The organism is Streptomyces sp. NPDC043896, assembly GCF_056435605.1.
The window spans coordinates 1-14,721 of record NZ_JBWKEE010000014.1 but is presented as its reverse complement, the minus strand read 5'-3'; the positions used below and the strand labels follow the sequence as shown (position 1 = coordinate 14,721).

The window sequence follows — 14,721 nt, the reverse complement described above, 5'->3', positions numbered from 1 at the left end:
AAGGGCCCGAGCCCGTTACGCCGGTGCGCGCGTCATCGTCGGCGCGACGCACAGAGCTGTTGTCGCCGGGGCGACACCCACCCCACATCGCGATGAACTCGACGCGGGGCTGCAAGGCATGCAGATCTCTTGGTCAATTCACGGGCTCCGCTTTGCATAGACATTACCTGAAGGGCCAGGTGCGAGTCACGGTTGAATAACGGCCAAGTGTCGCTCATACATGGCCAATTCGGCACGCTTCCGCCGCGAAAGGACCAGACCACCGGCCCTGCCGCCCGCCGCCGGACCCGGAAACCACCGGCCCCTCGTCCGGCACTGGCCCCGGACTCCACCGCCGCTGCACCGCGACAGCTCGCGCCCGCACGCCCCCGCCGGAGCCGGACCGGCTGCCGAAGCGGTCGGGGCGCCGCCGGTCCCGGTCCGTGCCGGCGCGCCCCGGCCGGGCCCGGCCGGGGCCACAGCGGTCGCCCCGGCGCGCCGGCGGGGCCAGGATGGGAGGAGAGTACGACCGCCGGCGCGCCCGCCGCCTTCACGCTCCCGCGCGTCGACGCTCCGTTCCTCCCGGAGAGGAAACACCATGAACCGAAGCACACGTCTCCTGGTCATCGGCATGCTCGTCGCCGCCACGTCCGCCACGGGACCCGCCCTCGCGGCCGGCCCGGGCGATACCCTGCCGGCCGCGACCTGCTCGACCTCCGGCGTGCTGGGAAACGGGAAGGTCCACCTCTCGGGAGGCGGCTTCACCCCCGGAGCGGCCTACGTGACGGGGACGTCCGGCTACGGCTGGACCGTCGAGATCGCCCAGAACGGCGGTTTCCAGATCCTGAACGTACCTCCCGGCCAGTACAGCGTCCGGCAGGGAGGCCAGCTCACCGAATGCAGCACCTAGTGCCGTGACCGCAAGGGCTCACCGGGTCGCGTCCGGGCCGGGCACCGGTCGCCGGTCCGGTCCCTGAGGCCGGGAAACGGGAGACGCGCCGCGTCGGGCCGGGGGATTCCCGGCGCGCCGCACCTGGTAGAACACTGACCCGTGGGTATCCAGGAGCGCGAACGCAAGATGTACCGGCCGCTGCGGCGGGCCGGCCTCGAGGTGATCCCGGACGCCGTGCCGGACGGCACGATGCCGTTCGTCTCCGGATACCGTCGCGAGGACTTCGCCGGCGGCTTCTCCCACCGGTACGAGACTCCACGGCTCATCGAGCGCCTCAACGAGGACTGGTACGACCTGGCGGTCTCCTCGGGCCTCTTCGACCACCGTCGTGAGTTCCTCGTCCTGCTTCCCCACGGCACCCACACGCACCAGGCCCTCCTGCCGAAGGAGCACCTGCACTATGGCCGCCATACCCCATCGTGGGTCTGGACCCGGGTCCGGCTCCTGGACCGCTGGGACATCATGGGCCGGGGTGCGGCATCGGCGTTCCTCGGCATACGTGCGGGCCACCCGGGCTTCGGCATGATGGCGCTCGACAGCAGCGTGTACATCAGCTGCTCGACGGGCGAGAGCGGCGTCGACGTGAGTGCGGTGGCCGATCCGGCCCGCTCCGAGAACGTCCTGCAAGCCCTGGAGTGGTACGCGCAGTGGGACTATCCCCGCACCGACAAGGAGTTGCGGAAGCGGATCGCCGTCTGGCTCGCGGGCCGCGCACCTGGTGCCCTAAGCCGTCCCCGTTCACGTGGTCATGGGGCGGGGTGACCTGACGCCCTGACCGCACGGGGCAGGGGGACGAGTACGCCCACGAGCGGATCCGTCCCCTATCCGTAGGGTTCCCGGGTCGCCTCCGCGCGGCGGAAGGCCTCGTCGCAGGTCCGGCCGGAGCGGGTGGCCACCAGCGAGAGGGTGTCGAGGAGGCCGCCGTTGGTGAACTCCAGGCGCCAGGGGCCGCTCTTCAGGGCCACGGCCGGAACGGGCTGTCCCCGCCGGGCCGTGACCTGCCAGCCGCGTTCCTCCAGGGCGGCCTCCAGGGCCGTCAGCCGGCCGGTGTCGGCGGGGCCGTCGCCCGCCCAGGACGCGATGCAGTCGGCGAGCTCGCCCTCCTCGGCGGGGGACGGAGCGCCCGGAGTGAGGCCGGCGGCCGTGGCGGCGGCGGCGAGTTCCGCCGTGACCGTGCCGCGCGAGAGCTCCCGCCCGGCGCGGGCCGGGACTTCGGCCGCCGCGGGCTCCCTGACCCAGCCGTCCTCGCCGGGCCCGGCGTCCGGAGCCCGGACGGCCCCGCCGACCACGAGCAGGCCGCCCGCGAGTACGGCGATGCCCGCGGCTACGGCTGCGGCCATGGCGACGGCCGCGCCCCTGGTCCTGCCCACGTTCATCCCCCCTAGCCTGTGGCCCGGCGCTCGCCACAGGCTAGGGGGTGCCCGGCGGGCCGACGCGGTCAGGGGCCCGCCCGCCGGGTCCTGCGGCCGTCAGCCCGCGACGCGGGCCATCCAGGCCTCGACCTCGTCCGCCGAGCGCGGCAGGCCCGCCGAGAGGTTCTCGTGGCCGTCGGCGGTGACCAGCAGGTCGTCCTCGATGCGGACGCCGATGCCGCGCCACTCCTCGGGCACCGTGAGGTCGTCCGGCTGGAAGTACAGGCCGGGCTCCACCGTGAGCACCATGCCCGGCTCCAGCACGCCGTCGACGTACTCCTCGTTGCGGGCCTCGGCGCAGTCGTGGACGTCCAGGCCGAGCATGTGGCCGGTGCCGGCCATGGTGAAGCGGCGCTGCAGGCCGAGCTCGTAGGCGCGGTCCGCCGGGCCCTCGATGAAGCCCCACTCGACGAGCTTCTCCGCCAGGTACCGCTGCGCCGCCACGTGGAAGTCGCGGTACGCGGCCCCCGGCTTCACGGCGTCGAAGCCGGCCTGCTGGGCCTCGTACACCGCGTCGTAGACCTTGCGCTGCACGGCCGTGAACGTGCCGCTGATCGGCAGGGTGCGGGTGACGTCGGCGCTGTAGAGGGTGTGCGTCTCGACGCCGGCGTCGAGCAGGAGCAGGTCGCCGGGGCGTACCGGGCCGTCGTTGTCGGTCCAGTGCATGATCGTGGCGTGGTCGCCCGCGGCGCAGATCGAGCCGTAGCCCACGGAGTTGCCCTCCAGGCGTGCCCGGCGGAAGAAGGTGCCCTCGATCCAGCGCTCGGAGGACGCCACCGCCCGCGAGAGCTCCGCGACGCAGTCGGTGAAGCCGCGCACGGTGGAGTCCACCGCCTTGCGCATCTCGCCGATCTCCCAGTCGTCCTTGACGAGGCGGAGCCCGCTCAGGGCCTCCTCCAGTTCGGCGTCGCGCTCCGGGTCGGTGGTGACGGCCGCCTCCAGCGCCGGGTCGACGCCGCGGACGATGCGGGTGGGCACGCCGGAGGCGGCGGCCAGGTCGTCCGTCGCGGTCCGGACGTCGCGGCAGGGCAGGCCGAGCACGCGCTCCGACTCGGCGAGGGAGCGGCGGCGGCCCATCCACAGCTCGGCGGTGTAGCCGAGCCAGAACTCGTCGGTGTCGCGGCCGTCGCGCGGCAGCTGGTAGCAGTGCGCGTCGTGGCCGCCGTCCGGGCGGGGTTCGAGGACGAGCGCGCAGTCGCGGGCCTGGTCCCCGGTCAGGTGGACGTAGCCGGAGTACGGGCGGAACGGGTAGGTGTCGTCGTTCGAGCGGACTTTGAGGTTTCCGGACGGGATGACCAGCCGCTCGCCGGGGAAGCGCGCGGAGAGCGCGGCGCGGCGGCGGGCCGCGTACGGGGACTGCTCGTCGAGCGGGAGGTCGTGCCGTTCGGTGTCCGCCCAGCCCGTCTTCATCAGGGCGGACAGTTCCCCGGAGATCTCCGAGTAGAGGCCGTTCTTGCGACCCTTCGCCACGGCGTGCACCTTCTTCCGGATGGTTTCGTCGGCTGCCGGGGGACCCCGGCGGCCTCCGGACGGTACTGCGGGACGGCAGGCCGGGGAGACGCGGCGGTGCCAGTGGCACTGATCGGCCACTCCCGACCGGTCGGGTCGTCGACAATGCGGTGCATGGCGAACGCGAAACTGACCGAGGCCCTGCGGATGCTGGGGATCGGCCCCGCGGCGGGCCGCGTGTACGTGGCCCTCCTCGAACTGGCCCCCGCCCCGCTCGCCGAGATCGGCCGGGCGGCGGGGCTGGACGGTGCCGGGTTCGCCGCGGCGTACGGCGAGCTGGTCGACGCCGGGCTGGCGAGCGCCGCCGCCGAGGGTGCCGACGTGGTGGCGCCGGTGCCTCCGGCCGCGGGGCTGGAGCTCCTCGCCCGGCAGCGGGCGGCGGAGCTGGAGGGGTCGCGCATCGCCGTGGGCGGGGCGTTCGAGTCGTTCCGCAGGCAGCGGCTCGCGGCGTACAACGACGACCTCGTCGAGGTGGTGACCGGCGAGGCCATCGGCCCGAGGATGCGCCGTGCCTGGACCAGCGCCCGGGAACAGATCCGCCAGCTCGACTCGCCGCCGTACTTCCCGCTGCCCGGTGCCCTCGACGACGCGCTGGGGACGCTCGCGCGGGGCGTGACGCAGCGGGTCGTGTACTCGAAGGCGTCACTGGAGGTGCCCGGACAGCTGGAGACGGCGATCGAGCCATGCATCGAGGCCGGCGAGCAGGCCCGGGTGGCGCCGACGGTACCGGTCAAGCTGGTGATCATCGACGAGGCGTACGCGTTGGTGTCCCTGTCGATCAGGGAGGCGGACGTGCACAACACGATGCTGGTGGTGCAGCCGTGCGGCCTGCTCTCGGCGCTCCTCGCGCTGTTCGAGCAGACCTGGCAGCAGGCACTCCCCTTCCACGGCCGCGCCACCCGCCCGGCCGGCCTGCCGCCTGCGGACCGCCGCCTGCTCCGCCTCCTCGCGGGCGGTGCGAGCGACGAGGTCATCGCCCGTGAACTGGGCATCAGCCGGCGTACGTTCTTCCGCCGGCTCCAGATCCTGATGGCCCGGCTGGGAGCCGAGAACCGCTTCCAGATGGCCCTCCAGGCACAGCGCAGCGGCTGGCTGTGAACCCCGGACCGGCATGCGGTCCGGGTGGGGCGGGGCGGGTCCGTCCGAGGCCCGGCCGGCGGCCGGGGTCGTCCGTGGACGGGGTGGTGTCCAGGGCCTAGGGGAGCTTCAGCCAGGGGCTGCGGAACGGCAGGGTCCACGTTCCGTCGGCGGTCCAGTTGATCTGGGTGTAGTTGGCGTACGCCTCACCGGTCTCGGCCGTGGTGTCGCCGAAGTCGGGAGCCGTGAAGTGCTTGTCGTGGACGGCCCCGGCGGGGCAGGGGTGCACCTTGTCCGACACCACCTGCGAGTTGCCCGTCCGGACCGTCCGAATGGCGATCCTGCAGGCCGGGTGCCCCGCGGCGAGGCTGATGTACGCGTCGGGCCGGCCGACCCCGCGCCGGGGCGAGCCGATACAGGGCTTGATCTTGACGTACTGGCTGCCGGTCCCGGCGTAGTAGGTGCCGCAGCCGCCGCCGTCGGCCGCCTGGGCGTTCGTCCCCGTCATGACGGACGCCACCACCACCGCGGCCAGGACTGCGGTCCGGGACGCCGTGTGGACGAATACTCGCATGAGATCCCCCTTTCGGGCTTCCTGCCCGGTCAGTGGCAGGGCGATGGGCCCACCGTAGGACAGGCCGGGTGCTGCGGAGCACAGGACGTGCGGGGAGCCGCGGAACCGGGGAACCGGAAGCCCGCTGACGGCGTGGCAGGAGCCCGGGCACGGGTCGGGCGGGGCTGCGGCCGTGCGGCGAGGGTGAATCCGCGCGGCGCCTGTGCTGAACTGCTCCCCACCATCCATACGCGGTGAGAGGGACCACGATGCCTCTTGAGGGCGAGTACGGGCCGAGTCCGGTGCAGTGGGTGCGCGAGCAGGCCGAGTTGTACGAGAGCTCCGGCGGCAGGCAGGCGGGGACGCTCTGGGACACGGGTCTGCCCATCGTCGTCCTCACGACGCGGGGCGTACGGAGCGGCAAGATCCGCAAGATTCCGCTGATGCGCGTGGAGCACGAGGGGCGGTACGCGGCCGTGGCCTCGAACGGCGGCTTTCCGCGTCACCCGGTCTGGTACTTCAACGTCAAGTCCGACCCGCGGGTCGAGCTCCAGGACGGATCCGTGCGCCGGGAGATGACGGCCCGTGAGATCAGCGGGGACGAGAAGGCGGAGTGGTGGGGGCGCGCGGTCGCGGCGTACCCGCCGTACGCCGACTACCAGGCGAGGACCGACCGGGTGATCCCCGTCTTCGTGCTGGAGCCCCCGCCGGCGGCGGGGACCGCGGACGCCCCGCCGTCCTGATCCAGGGGCGGGGGCCGGGGCCGGGGAGCCGGGGGGTCGGGAGCCGGGGGCCGGGGAGCCGGGGTGCTACAGCAGGGCGACGGAACTCGCCCGGTCGTTCATCGCGTCCCCGATGTACGAGGTCGACTGCTGGTACTCCTGGTGGACACCGGAGGTGTTGGGGGCGTCCCACAGCTCCAGCCAGCAGGACAGCGTGGTCAGGGAGCTGACGGAGTTGTTCCAGGTGCCTTCGAGGTTGATCTGGGCGTCCCGGCCGTTGCCGCTCTGACAGCCGCTCCCGCCGGTCAGGACGAGGGCGTTGCCGCCGTAGTTCGAGTCCGTGTAGACGACGCCGAGCTGTACGGCCTGGGCCCCGGTGGTGTCCGTGCTGTCCGTGGTGCTCTTGAGACGGTCCGCGAGCTTCTGGTCGATGTGCTTGCCCGACAGCGGCGCGTCGGTGATCCGGCCATGGGTGGAGGAGGCGATGGCCTCGCGGAACGTGCCGTAGCACCGCGTGCTGCCCGAATCGACGTCGAGCACGCAGTTCTCGGGAGCGGCGGGCGCGGCGTTCGCACCCAGGGCGAGCACGGTGGCTGCCGTGGCGAGGGCGAGGTGTGACGTACGGGCGAACATGGGTCGCTCCTGTCTCGTGGACGTTCTGCCGACACCGTGAATGCTTCCGCCCCCCCCGGCCCGCACGGGCCAGGGGCACATTCGGCCAGGGTCGGTGTATGAGACACGAGTTGGTGTGGGTGCGCGGGGGGACACGTCGCGCGGTGCGCCGTTCGTGACCTGGCGGGACTGGTCGCACAGGCCGTCTGGAAGGGCCCGGGGAAAGCACCGGCGAACGCGACGCGAACTGTTCGCGGTCTCGGGTACCGGGGTACTGGGGTGCCGGGGCCTCGGGTCCCCGGCCCCCGGGACCTCAGGGCCGGCCCCGGGCCGGAACTCCACGGCGTCCGGCTACGCCTGGCGTCCCATGGCTTCCCCCTGGGCCACCACCGAGCGGACCCGGGACTCGTCGGCCACGTCGTCCGCCAGGGCGTAGTTGTCCGCGGCGATGCGCAGGGCGCCCAGGGCGGCCTCCAGGTTCTCCTCCTCCAGGAGGAAGGCGGCGATCATCTCCATGGTGCGGGCCGTTTCGCGGTACTCGCCGAGTTCCGCGAATCTCTGGACCGCATAGGTCATGGCACGTCGGCCCTCCTCCCGGCCATCGGGGCTCACCAGCAGGGCCGAGCCGAGGTTGCGCACCGCGAGGGCGGCGGCACGGGCGTGCGGGGTCTTCGTCAGGATCCCCATGGCCCGGCGGCCGGCGGCCACCGCCTCGGACACCCTGCCCTGCCGGAGGAGCAGGAGCGTGTGCTGCGACAGCGCTTCGCCCTCACCCTCCCGGCTGCCGGCACTCCGCATCAGGTCCACGGCCTCCGCGGAGGCGACGACGGCCTCGTCGAAACGGCCGGCGGCGGCCAGGGCGTCGGCACGGTTGCAGAGCAGCACGGCCCGGTCCAGCGGGCTGCCCTCCCCCTCCTCCGCTTCGTGACGGGCGAAGGCCTCGTCGAAGACCCGTTCGGCCTCTTCCGGTGCGCCGGTGTGGCCGAGTACCACGGCGAGGAGGCTCAGCATCTGGGCCTCCAGGGCGGCTTCGCCCAGGGTCCGGGCGGCGGCCACCGCGAGCCGCGCTCCCTCGACGCAGTCCTCGAAGCGGCCGGTCCGGATCACGTACGTCCACGTGTTCTGGAACAGCACCGGCACGCTGGCGTGCCGCCCGAGCCGCGCGGCCAGCGGCAGCAGGCCCCGCAGCGCGGTGTACTCCTGCGCCATGAAGGCTTCCGCTTCCCCGCTGTCGCGGAACAGGGTGAGGCCGTACGGACCGGGCTCCTGCGACGGCTCGCTCCGCATGCCGTGGTCCGCCTCCGTGCTCAGCACCTCGTACGCGTCGAGCAGCCGGCCCGCGGCATCGTCCCGCCCGTCGTCCTCGGCGTGCCGCCGGCCGGCTTCGGCGGCGAACAGCCGGACCAGGTCGTGCATCCGCCAGCGGTCGGAGCCCACCGGCTGCTCCGCGAGCAGCCCGGCCCGGGCGAGCGCGGCCAGCTGTTCCCGGGTGCCGTGCCAGTCGGCTTCCTCCTCCCCCACCACCACCATGAGGCTGACCAGCAGGGTGTGTGCGTACTCCCCCGGGACGAGTGTCAACAGCCGCAGCAGCCGGGCCTCTTCCGCCGGCAGGCGGTCGTACGAGAGGTCCAGCGCCGCGGCCACGCCGGTGGGGATGCGGTCCCGCCCCACGAGCGGGCTCAGCGTCCGCAGCCGGGTCCGGGCGTTCGCCAGCCGTCGGGCCAGCACGCCGAGCGGCAGGCCGGGGTCGCCGGCGGCCAGGGCCGCGGCCACGGTCAGGGCGATCGGCAGGTAGCCGCAGTGCGCGGCGATCTCCCAGGGCGCGTCCGGCTCCGCGCCGGGCCGGGGGTCCTGGGGGCGGGTCTCCCAGATCCGTGCGGTCAGCAGCTCGACCGCCGGACCGGCCGGCAGCTCCGCGAGGGACACCACCCGGGGGGTGAAGTCCGGGGTCACGAGCACGTCCCGGGAGGTCACGAGCAGCCGGTGCGCCTCCCCGCCCGGCGGCACCAGGGGCAGCAACTGCCCCGCGTCCCCGGCGTCGTCGGCGACGATGAGGACCCGCTGCGCGGCCGCCGCCCGTACGGCGAGCTCGGACCGGTAGCGGGCCAGCCGGCCGTCGGCGGTGGCGGGCAGGTCCGCCTGGGGCACGCCGAGCTGTTCGAGCAGCGCGCTGACGCTCTCCTCGGGCCCCGCCCCGCCGTCCGGGGCGTACCCCCGCAGGGAGACGTACAGCGCCCCGCCGGTGAACGTCCCGGCGGCGAGCGCCCGGTGGGCGACCGCGTGCGCGAGCGCGCTCTTGCCCACGCCGGCCAGCCCGGTCACGACCACGGTGCGGGCGCCGTCGGGGGCCAGCAGGCCGAGCAGCTCGGCGGCTTCCTCGTCCCGGCCGACGAGGACGCGCGGGGGTTCGGGCACCCCGTGCGCGGCGGCCCCGGAGTGCGGGGGCCGGGCGGTGGCGTAGTAGTCGCCCGCCACCTGGATCTGGGTGATCCGCGCCTGGCCCGCTGTTCGTTCTCCGCGCTCATGTATGTCCCCCGGCCCGGCCCCGTCCGCTGTGCTCACCATGGCAGCCGCGGCACGCGCTCGTCCGGGAAACGCAGCAAGGGCCGCTCCCTCCCGGTGGGGGGCCGGCGGGTGCCGTGGGGGTGTGACGGTCGCGTGCGCAACCCGGGGCACGGTGAGGCGTTGGTCAGTTCTGACCGTCCAGACGCCGGATCGGAGCACCACCATGCCACCCCGTCCCCGCACGCCCCGGATCGGGCGCTGCCTCGCCCTCCTCGCGGTCGCCGCCGCCACGGCCCTCGTCCCGGGAGAGGCGTCGACCGCCCCCGCGGCCGGGGCCGCCCTGGTGCTCGACCGGGATTTCGCCGACCCGGACGTCGTCAAGGCCGGCAGTACGTACCACGCGTACGCCACCAACGGCGACGGCAAGCACATCCAGCACGCCACCTCCCGCGACCTGCTGCGGTGGAAGGCCGACGGCAGTGACGTCCTGCCAGTGCTCGGCGCGTGGGCGCAGCCCCGCCGGGACCTGGTGTGGGCGCCGGAGGTGTACGACAACGGCGACGGCTTCACCATGCACTACACGGCACGTGACCGGGCGAGCGACCGCCAGTGCATCGGTGTCGCGCTGGCCCCGTCGCCGGACGGGCCGTTCCGGCCGGCCGGGGACGGGCCGCTGGTGTGCCCTGCCGCGCAGGGCGGTGCGATCGACGCCGGCTCCTACACCGAGGGAGGGCAGCGCTACCTGCTGTGGAAGAACGACGGCAACTGCTGCGGCCAGGACACCTGGCTCCACCTCCAGCCCACCTCGTGGGACGGCACCCGCACCACCGGGGACCCGGTCAGGCTGATCAGGCAGGACCCCCTCCGGGAGGGGAAGGTGGTGGAGGCACCCACCCTCGTCAAGCGCGCGGGCCACTACGTGCTGTTCTACTCGGCGGACGACTACGGCGGCGACCACTACAGGACGGGCTACGCGGTGGCGCGGTCCCTGACCGGCCCGTACACCAAGGCGGCCAGGCCGCTGATGACGACGGAGACCCTCTCCGGCGCGGTGCGCGGGCCCGGCGGTCAGGACGTGGTGGCCGGCCCCGGCGGCCGGGACCGCATCCTCTTCCACGGCTGGCGCGACGAGCCGCGGCGGCGGGTGATGTACGCGGCCGACCTGGGCTTCGCGAACGGCTACCCCGTCGTGCGCGGCAGCAAGGTCATCTACCAGGCGGAGAACGCGCGGGTGCACCACGCGGCCGTCCGCGACGCCGCGAAGGCCTCCGACGGCAGGGCGGTCGGAGGCATCGACCACGCCGACAGCCACGTGGAGTTCACGGTCTTCGCCGCGTCGCCGGGCGAGCACCGGCTGTCGGTGTGGTTCGGCAACGGCTCCCGTGACGGTGCGGGCTCCCCGGTGGACGCCACGCACGGCCTGACGGTCAACGGCACGGCCGCGGGCACCGTCCGCTACCGGCACACCGGCTGGGACCACTGGGCGACGGCGGAGGCCTCCGTCACGCTGAAGGAAGGGTGGAACACGATCCGCCTGTCCAAGGGCGAGTACTTCGCCGAGCTGGACGGCGTGGAGGTGGCCTGACGACGGAGCCCCGGCTGCGGCGGGCGAAGGGGAACGCCCCGTGCGGCGCGGCCGGCTCCGCGCATGAGCTCCGTGTTCTTCGCGCCGACGCGGGAGGAGCCGGCGTGGCCGGCGGAGCGGTCTGCTTGCCGGGAATCGGATCGCCGTCAACGGAGTTGGTGGTGGACGAGCCGATATTGGAGGGTCATGCGAGCGATTCAGGTGTACGAAGTGGGCGGTCCCGAGGTGCTGCGGGAGGCCGAGGTGGACCAGCCGCGGCCGGGTCCGGGCGAGGCGGTCGTGGAGGTCGCCGCATCCGGGGTCAACTTCCTCGACGTCTACCACCGCGAAGGCCGGTACAGCCTCCCGCTGCCCTTCACCCCGGGCTCCGAGGGCGCCGGCACGGTCGTCGAAGTCGGACCCGGCGTCACTGACGTCGCAGTCGGGGACCGGGTCGGCTGGGTGGAGATTCCCGGCACGTATGCCGAGCGGGCGGTCGTGGACTCCTCCCGGCTGGTGCCGCTGCCCGACGACATCGGCTTCGAGACAGCCGCCGCCGTGCTCCTCCAGGGCATGACCGCGCACTATCTCGTCAAGGACGCCTACCCGGTTCAGGGGGGCGACACGGTGCTCGTGCATGCGGCCGCCGGTGGCATGGGGCTGCTCCTGACCCAGCTCATCACCCATCTCGGCGGCAGGGTGATCGGCACGACGTCGACCACGGCGAAGGCCGAGCTGGCGAAGCGTGCCGGGGCCGCCGAGGTGATCCTTTCCTCCGCGGTCGACGATCTCGCAGCCGAGGTGAGGCGGCTCAACGGCGGTCAGGGACTGCCGGTCGTCTTCGACGGCGTCGGCGCGCACACCTTCGATGCGAGCCTCGCCAGCCTGCGAACCCGCGGCCATCTCGTGCTCTTCGGCGCGGCAAGTGGTGCCGTGCCTCCGTTCGATCCGATGCGGCTCGCCCAGGGCGGTTCGCTGACCCTGATCCGGCCCAGCCTCGGGCACTTCATCGCCGATCGGTCCGAACTGCTCCGACGGGCCGCCGATGTGTTCGAGTGGGTGCGCTCCAAGGCGCTCGAGGTCACCGTGACGGGCCGCTACGCGCTGTCCGAGGCCGCCCGGGCCCACAGCGACCTGGAGGCGCGGCGTACCACCGGCAAGCTGCTCCTCGTACCCGATGCGGCCGCCATCGGACGCCGCGAGGAGACGCGGAGCTGACCGTGGGTGACGAAGTCGGGGATCCTGGAGACTGAGACGTCGAGGGCATGCCCGACCGTCCTCGCCGAGATCCCCGACGGCGTCAGGTGCTCAGCGGGTCACACCGCTTCGAGATCCCTCGGCCGAGACCTGGCTCACCCGCCCACGACCTCCCGGGCCAGCACACCCAGGCACCTAGGGCAGGCCCACCAGCCCCCAGCCACGGCGCGCGGCCTCGCCGGTCACCTCGCCCCATTCACGCAGGAGCGCGGTGAAGTCCTCGAAGGTGTCCGGGCGTCCTGCCCAGCCCTCGCACTCGGCGGCGAACGGTTCGCGCAGCTCTGCGAGGCGGGGTTCCACCCGCGTCCACGCGCGGGCCTTCGCCGGCAGCTCCTGGGGCGGGCACACCAGGAGGAGCGATGGGTGCCAGCGGTCGGTGGGGGGCGGGAAGAATCCTCCGCCCCCGGTCAGCGCGGGGTCGTCGGCCGGGTCCGCGTCCCAGATCAGACCACCGAGGAAGGTGTCCGTCGCCTCCCGCAAGGACGCGTCGACGAGGGGCCGCATGTCGGCCCACCCATCCCCCGCACGGCTGTGCGGGCGGTAGGCGCCCGTGGTGGTGAAGAAGTCGTACGCGGCGCACCATGCGGACTCGCGGTCCGGCAGCCACGTCCAGCCGCGGCGCGGCCTGCTGAGGCAGTCCTCGTCGTCCGGCTCCGGTGGCCAGGCGGCATCCTCCAGCGCCTCGGCCCGCTTGTGGACGGGTACGGCGCTCAGATGCTTCCAGTCCGCCATGAACAGTGTGAGACCCAAACCCATGGCGGCAGCATAGGCAGGACCACGAGTTCGCGGCCTCCGCCGGGACGCGGGCGAGCTCGCGGGGGCGGGAGCAGCGGCGGGCGCGAAGCCCTTCCGGGCCTTGTCGTCCCGGTCGGCGGAGTCCGCCCCGTCGCATGGGCCCCAGCCCGGGAAGGGCACGGCGCCGTCGCCGACCGGGAAGCGATCCGCGTAGGCCCGCCCGTCGGTCACCGCACGGGCGTGCTCAAGCGGGTGAGACGTGACCTCGTGGATGATGAGGCGATGTTCGTCCGCACGCAACGCCTGCCGCGCACCCCGCAGCAGCACATGCCGGTCCGGGTCCACACCCCCATCGGAGCGGCCGTGGTGCTCTGGCGCGGTGACCCGGGAGAGGCCGACGGGAAGTGATCACGCGCCTGGGCACGGCGTGTTAAACAGCGTTGTGGCCTACTTCCGTGATCTGAGTGACTACACCTACCACCCCGAGGACATCGTGGCGGAGGGGCACTGCAGGGCTTCATTCGTTCCCGTCTATCGCCGGATCAACGTCGGGTGGCTCAGCAGATGGCACCGGTACCCGACAGGGAGCAGCTCTGCGGACTTCCGCGCCCGGCTCTTCGACATCATCCACCGGCAACGCGTGAACACCATGCGGGGCTTCCACGTCTGCGGGTTGTGCCCACGCCGCGAGAGGGAGACGGGCGGCCCGTTGGCCTTTGGGCACGAGGGTCGTCCGATCTCGATGGGAAACGGTGAGATCCGTGTCCCTGGTGCCCCTGGGGAGGTCTTCGCCGCACCAACGCTGATAGCCCACTACGTGAGCCACCACGACTACCTGCCGCCGGCATCGTTCGTCGACTCCGTGCTGATCTGCCCTGGAGGATGGATGTCCGGACCGGACGCGCTCGGCGTGCCGGATGACGCGGCGGAGCGCGGACGTCGGCGGTAGGTCCGTTTCCTTCCGCGCGCGCCCCCGTCGGCACCGTCCGGCGAGCCGGGCTCGTCATCGGGCACCTCGTGGGACACCGACCCGCCGTCTCGATGCGGCACCGGCACCCGGTCGCGTACGGGAGACTGGGCCGACGGGCCGGATCCGCCCGTTTCCGGCTCATCGAGGTCCGGGCGGGATCCGTCGCCCGGCCAGGCGTCCGGCCTCCGGTCGGCGCGCACGCCCCGGGGAGGACGACTCATGCCGGCACGGCCGACCCTCGTGGTGGTCAGCGGACCACCCGCCACGGGAAAGACCACCCTCGCGCGCAGCCTGGCGCGCGAGCTCGGATGTCCCGCGATCATCCGTGACGAGATCAAGCAGGGCCTGGTCATGAACGCCGCCGCCCACGACGCCGACCGCGACGACCCCCTCAACGTCCCGGCCAACCACGCCTTCTTCGACACGCTCCGCGTGCTGCTCCGGGCCGGCGTCACCGTCGTCGCCGAGGCCGCGTACCAGGACCGGCTCTGGCGCCCCGGCCTCGAACCCCTCGCGGCGATCGCCGACCTCCGCATCATCCGCTGTACGGCGCCCACGGCGGTCATCGTCGAGCGGATGACCGTACGGGCGGAGGGGGACCGGCACCGGGCGGCTCACGGCGACCGGCGGTTCCTCGCGGACATCGCGTCGGGCGCCTACACGCCGGAGGCGTTCGCCGGCATCTCCCTCGACGCACCCGCCCTGTTGGTGGACACGTCCGACGGGTACCGGCCGGACACCTCGGTGATCGCCGCCTTCGTCCGCTGAGGGCCGTGGGCTAGGGCCTGTCGTCGAACTTCCGTCTGCCCCGCGACGCCTTGCACGCGCTCTCGCCGCACCGGGCGGCAGCCCGAGTACGTCCAGTACGAGGGCT

At 73.3% G+C, this 14,721-nt stretch carries 15 protein-coding genes; 9 read left to right on the top strand and 6 right to left on the bottom strand.

The annotated features are described in order from the left end of the window. Positions 1 to 577 precede the first annotated feature (577 nt). Positions 578 to 889 (top strand): hypothetical protein, encoded by a 312-nt coding sequence (locus AC069X_RS20940; protein ID WP_478730135.1) that lies wholly within the window; start codon positions 578 to 580, stop codon positions 887 to 889. Positions 890 to 1,030: 141 nt separating this feature from the next. Beyond that, a complete protein-coding gene (locus AC069X_RS20935; protein WP_478730133.1) occupies positions 1,031 to 1,693 on the top strand; it encodes a hypothetical protein in 663 nt (220 codons plus the stop codon). 59 nt (positions 1,694 to 1,752) lie between these two features. Here the strand turns inward: AC069X_RS20935 and AC069X_RS20930 are convergent, their stop codons facing one another. Then, positions 1,753 to 2,307 carry a hypothetical protein gene (locus AC069X_RS20930; RefSeq protein WP_478730131.1) on the bottom strand — a complete coding sequence of 185 codons (555 nt, stop codon included), beginning with the start codon at positions 2,305 to 2,307 and terminating at the stop codon, positions 1,753 to 1,755. A gap of 93 nt (positions 2,308 to 2,400) precedes the next feature. Then, a complete protein-coding gene (locus tag AC069X_RS20925) occupies positions 2,401 to 3,813 on the bottom strand; it encodes an aminopeptidase P family protein (RefSeq protein WP_478730129.1) in 1,413 nt (470 codons plus the stop codon). A gap of 153 nt (positions 3,814 to 3,966) precedes the next feature. Here AC069X_RS20925 and AC069X_RS20920 point away from each other — a divergent pair, with 153 nt between their 5' ends. After that, complete coding sequence (locus AC069X_RS20920) at positions 3,967 to 4,950, top strand: LuxR family transcriptional regulator (RefSeq protein WP_478730127.1); 984 nt, start codon at positions 3,967 to 3,969, stop codon at positions 4,948 to 4,950. Between the two features lie 97 nt (positions 4,951 to 5,047). On the opposite strand, the gene AC069X_RS20915 is transcribed toward AC069X_RS20920, so the two are convergent. Beyond that, a complete protein-coding gene (locus tag AC069X_RS20915; RefSeq protein WP_478730125.1) occupies positions 5,048 to 5,503 on the bottom strand; it encodes a hypothetical protein in 456 nt (151 codons plus the stop codon). A gap of 248 nt (positions 5,504 to 5,751) precedes the next feature. Here AC069X_RS20915 and AC069X_RS20910 point away from each other — a divergent pair, with 248 nt between their 5' ends. Beyond that, positions 5,752 to 6,225 (top strand): nitroreductase family deazaflavin-dependent oxidoreductase, encoded by a 474-nt coding sequence (locus tag AC069X_RS20910; RefSeq protein ID WP_478730123.1) that lies wholly within the window; start codon positions 5,752 to 5,754, stop codon positions 6,223 to 6,225. A 66-nt stretch (positions 6,226 to 6,291) separates the two neighbouring features. Here AC069X_RS20910 and AC069X_RS20905 read toward each other — a convergent pair whose 3' ends face one another. Both AC069X_RS20905 and AC069X_RS20900 read right to left on the bottom strand, forming a co-directional pair. Then, positions 6,292 to 6,837 (bottom strand): hypothetical protein, encoded by a 546-nt coding sequence (locus tag AC069X_RS20905; RefSeq protein ID WP_478730121.1) that lies wholly within the window; start codon positions 6,835 to 6,837, stop codon positions 6,292 to 6,294. 330 nt (positions 6,838 to 7,167) lie between these two features. Further along, a complete protein-coding gene (locus AC069X_RS20900; RefSeq protein ID WP_478730119.1) occupies positions 7,168 to 9,381 on the bottom strand; it encodes an AAA family ATPase in 2,214 nt (737 codons plus the stop codon). A gap of 163 nt (positions 9,382 to 9,544) precedes the next feature. Between AC069X_RS20900 and AC069X_RS20895 the strand changes: the two genes are divergently transcribed. Continuing rightward, entirely contained in the window at positions 9,545 to 10,906 is a 1,362-nt protein-coding gene (locus AC069X_RS20895) for a family 43 glycosylhydrolase (RefSeq protein ID WP_478730117.1), read from the top strand. A gap of 186 nt (positions 10,907 to 11,092) precedes the next feature. Continuing rightward, complete coding sequence (locus tag AC069X_RS20890; RefSeq protein ID WP_478730115.1) at positions 11,093 to 12,103, top strand: quinone oxidoreductase family protein; 1,011 nt, start codon at positions 11,093 to 11,095, stop codon at positions 12,101 to 12,103. A 174-nt stretch (positions 12,104 to 12,277) separates the two neighbouring features. Here AC069X_RS20890 and AC069X_RS20885 read toward each other — a convergent pair whose 3' ends face one another. Further along, positions 12,278 to 12,898: a hypothetical protein gene (locus AC069X_RS20885; RefSeq protein ID WP_478730113.1), complete on the bottom strand. Its 621-nt coding sequence runs from the start codon at positions 12,896 to 12,898 to the stop codon at positions 12,278 to 12,280. Between the two features lie 261 nt (positions 12,899 to 13,159). On the opposite strand from AC069X_RS20885, the gene AC069X_RS20880 reads away from it, so the two are divergent. The 3 genes from AC069X_RS20880 (at position 13,160) to AC069X_RS20870 (ending at position 14,615) form a co-directional block, all read left to right on the top strand. Beyond that, positions 13,160 to 13,285, top strand: a complete 126-nt coding sequence (locus AC069X_RS20880) for a hypothetical protein (protein WP_478730111.1) — start codon at positions 13,160 to 13,162, stop codon at positions 13,283 to 13,285. After that, on the top strand, positions 13,257 to 13,826 hold the full coding sequence (locus AC069X_RS20875; protein WP_478730109.1) for a DUF7919 family protein: 570 nt from the start codon (positions 13,257 to 13,259) through the stop codon (positions 13,824 to 13,826). The genes AC069X_RS20880 and AC069X_RS20875 overlap by 29 nt, the downstream gene beginning before the upstream one ends. A gap of 240 nt (positions 13,827 to 14,066) precedes the next feature. Continuing rightward, positions 14,067 to 14,615 carry a P-loop nucleotide/nucleoside kinase family protein gene (locus AC069X_RS20870; RefSeq protein ID WP_478730107.1) on the top strand — a complete coding sequence of 183 codons (549 nt, stop codon included), beginning with the start codon at positions 14,067 to 14,069 and terminating at the stop codon, positions 14,613 to 14,615. Positions 14,616 to 14,721 lie beyond the last annotated feature (106 nt).

What these genes read in the sequence shown, in the direction of transcription:
- AC069X_RS20880 (WP_478730111.1), top strand. Translation starts at nt 13,160, where the DNA reads ATGTTCGTCCGCACGCAACGCCTGCCGCGCACCCCGCAGCAGCACATG.
- AC069X_RS20885 (WP_478730113.1), bottom strand. Translation starts at nt 12,898, where the DNA reads ATGGGTTTGGGTCTCACACTGTTCATGGCGGACTGGAAGCATCTGAGC.
- AC069X_RS20870 (WP_478730107.1), top strand. Translation starts at nt 14,067, where the DNA reads ATGCCGGCACGGCCGACCCTCGTGGTGGTCAGCGGACCACCCGCCACG.
- AC069X_RS20920 (WP_478730127.1), top strand. Translation starts at nt 3,967, where the DNA reads ATGGCGAACGCGAAACTGACCGAGGCCCTGCGGATGCTGGGGATCGGC.
- AC069X_RS20900 (WP_478730119.1), bottom strand. Translation starts at nt 9,381, where the DNA reads ATGGTGAGCACAGCGGACGGGGCCGGGCCGGGGGACATACATGAGCGC.
- AC069X_RS20910 (WP_478730123.1), top strand. Translation starts at nt 5,752, where the DNA reads ATGCCTCTTGAGGGCGAGTACGGGCCGAGTCCGGTGCAGTGGGTGCGC.
- AC069X_RS20895 (WP_478730117.1), top strand. Translation starts at nt 9,545, where the DNA reads ATGCCACCCCGTCCCCGCACGCCCCGGATCGGGCGCTGCCTCGCCCTC.
- AC069X_RS20890 (WP_478730115.1), top strand. Translation starts at nt 11,093, where the DNA reads ATGCGAGCGATTCAGGTGTACGAAGTGGGCGGTCCCGAGGTGCTGCGG.
- AC069X_RS20930 (WP_478730131.1), bottom strand. Translation starts at nt 2,307, where the DNA reads ATGAACGTGGGCAGGACCAGGGGCGCGGCCGTCGCCATGGCCGCAGCC.
- AC069X_RS20940 (WP_478730135.1), top strand. Translation starts at nt 578, where the DNA reads ATGAACCGAAGCACACGTCTCCTGGTCATCGGCATGCTCGTCGCCGCC.
- AC069X_RS20915 (WP_478730125.1), bottom strand. Translation starts at nt 5,503, where the DNA reads ATGCGAGTATTCGTCCACACGGCGTCCCGGACCGCAGTCCTGGCCGCG.
- AC069X_RS20905 (WP_478730121.1), bottom strand. Translation starts at nt 6,837, where the DNA reads ATGTTCGCCCGTACGTCACACCTCGCCCTCGCCACGGCAGCCACCGTG.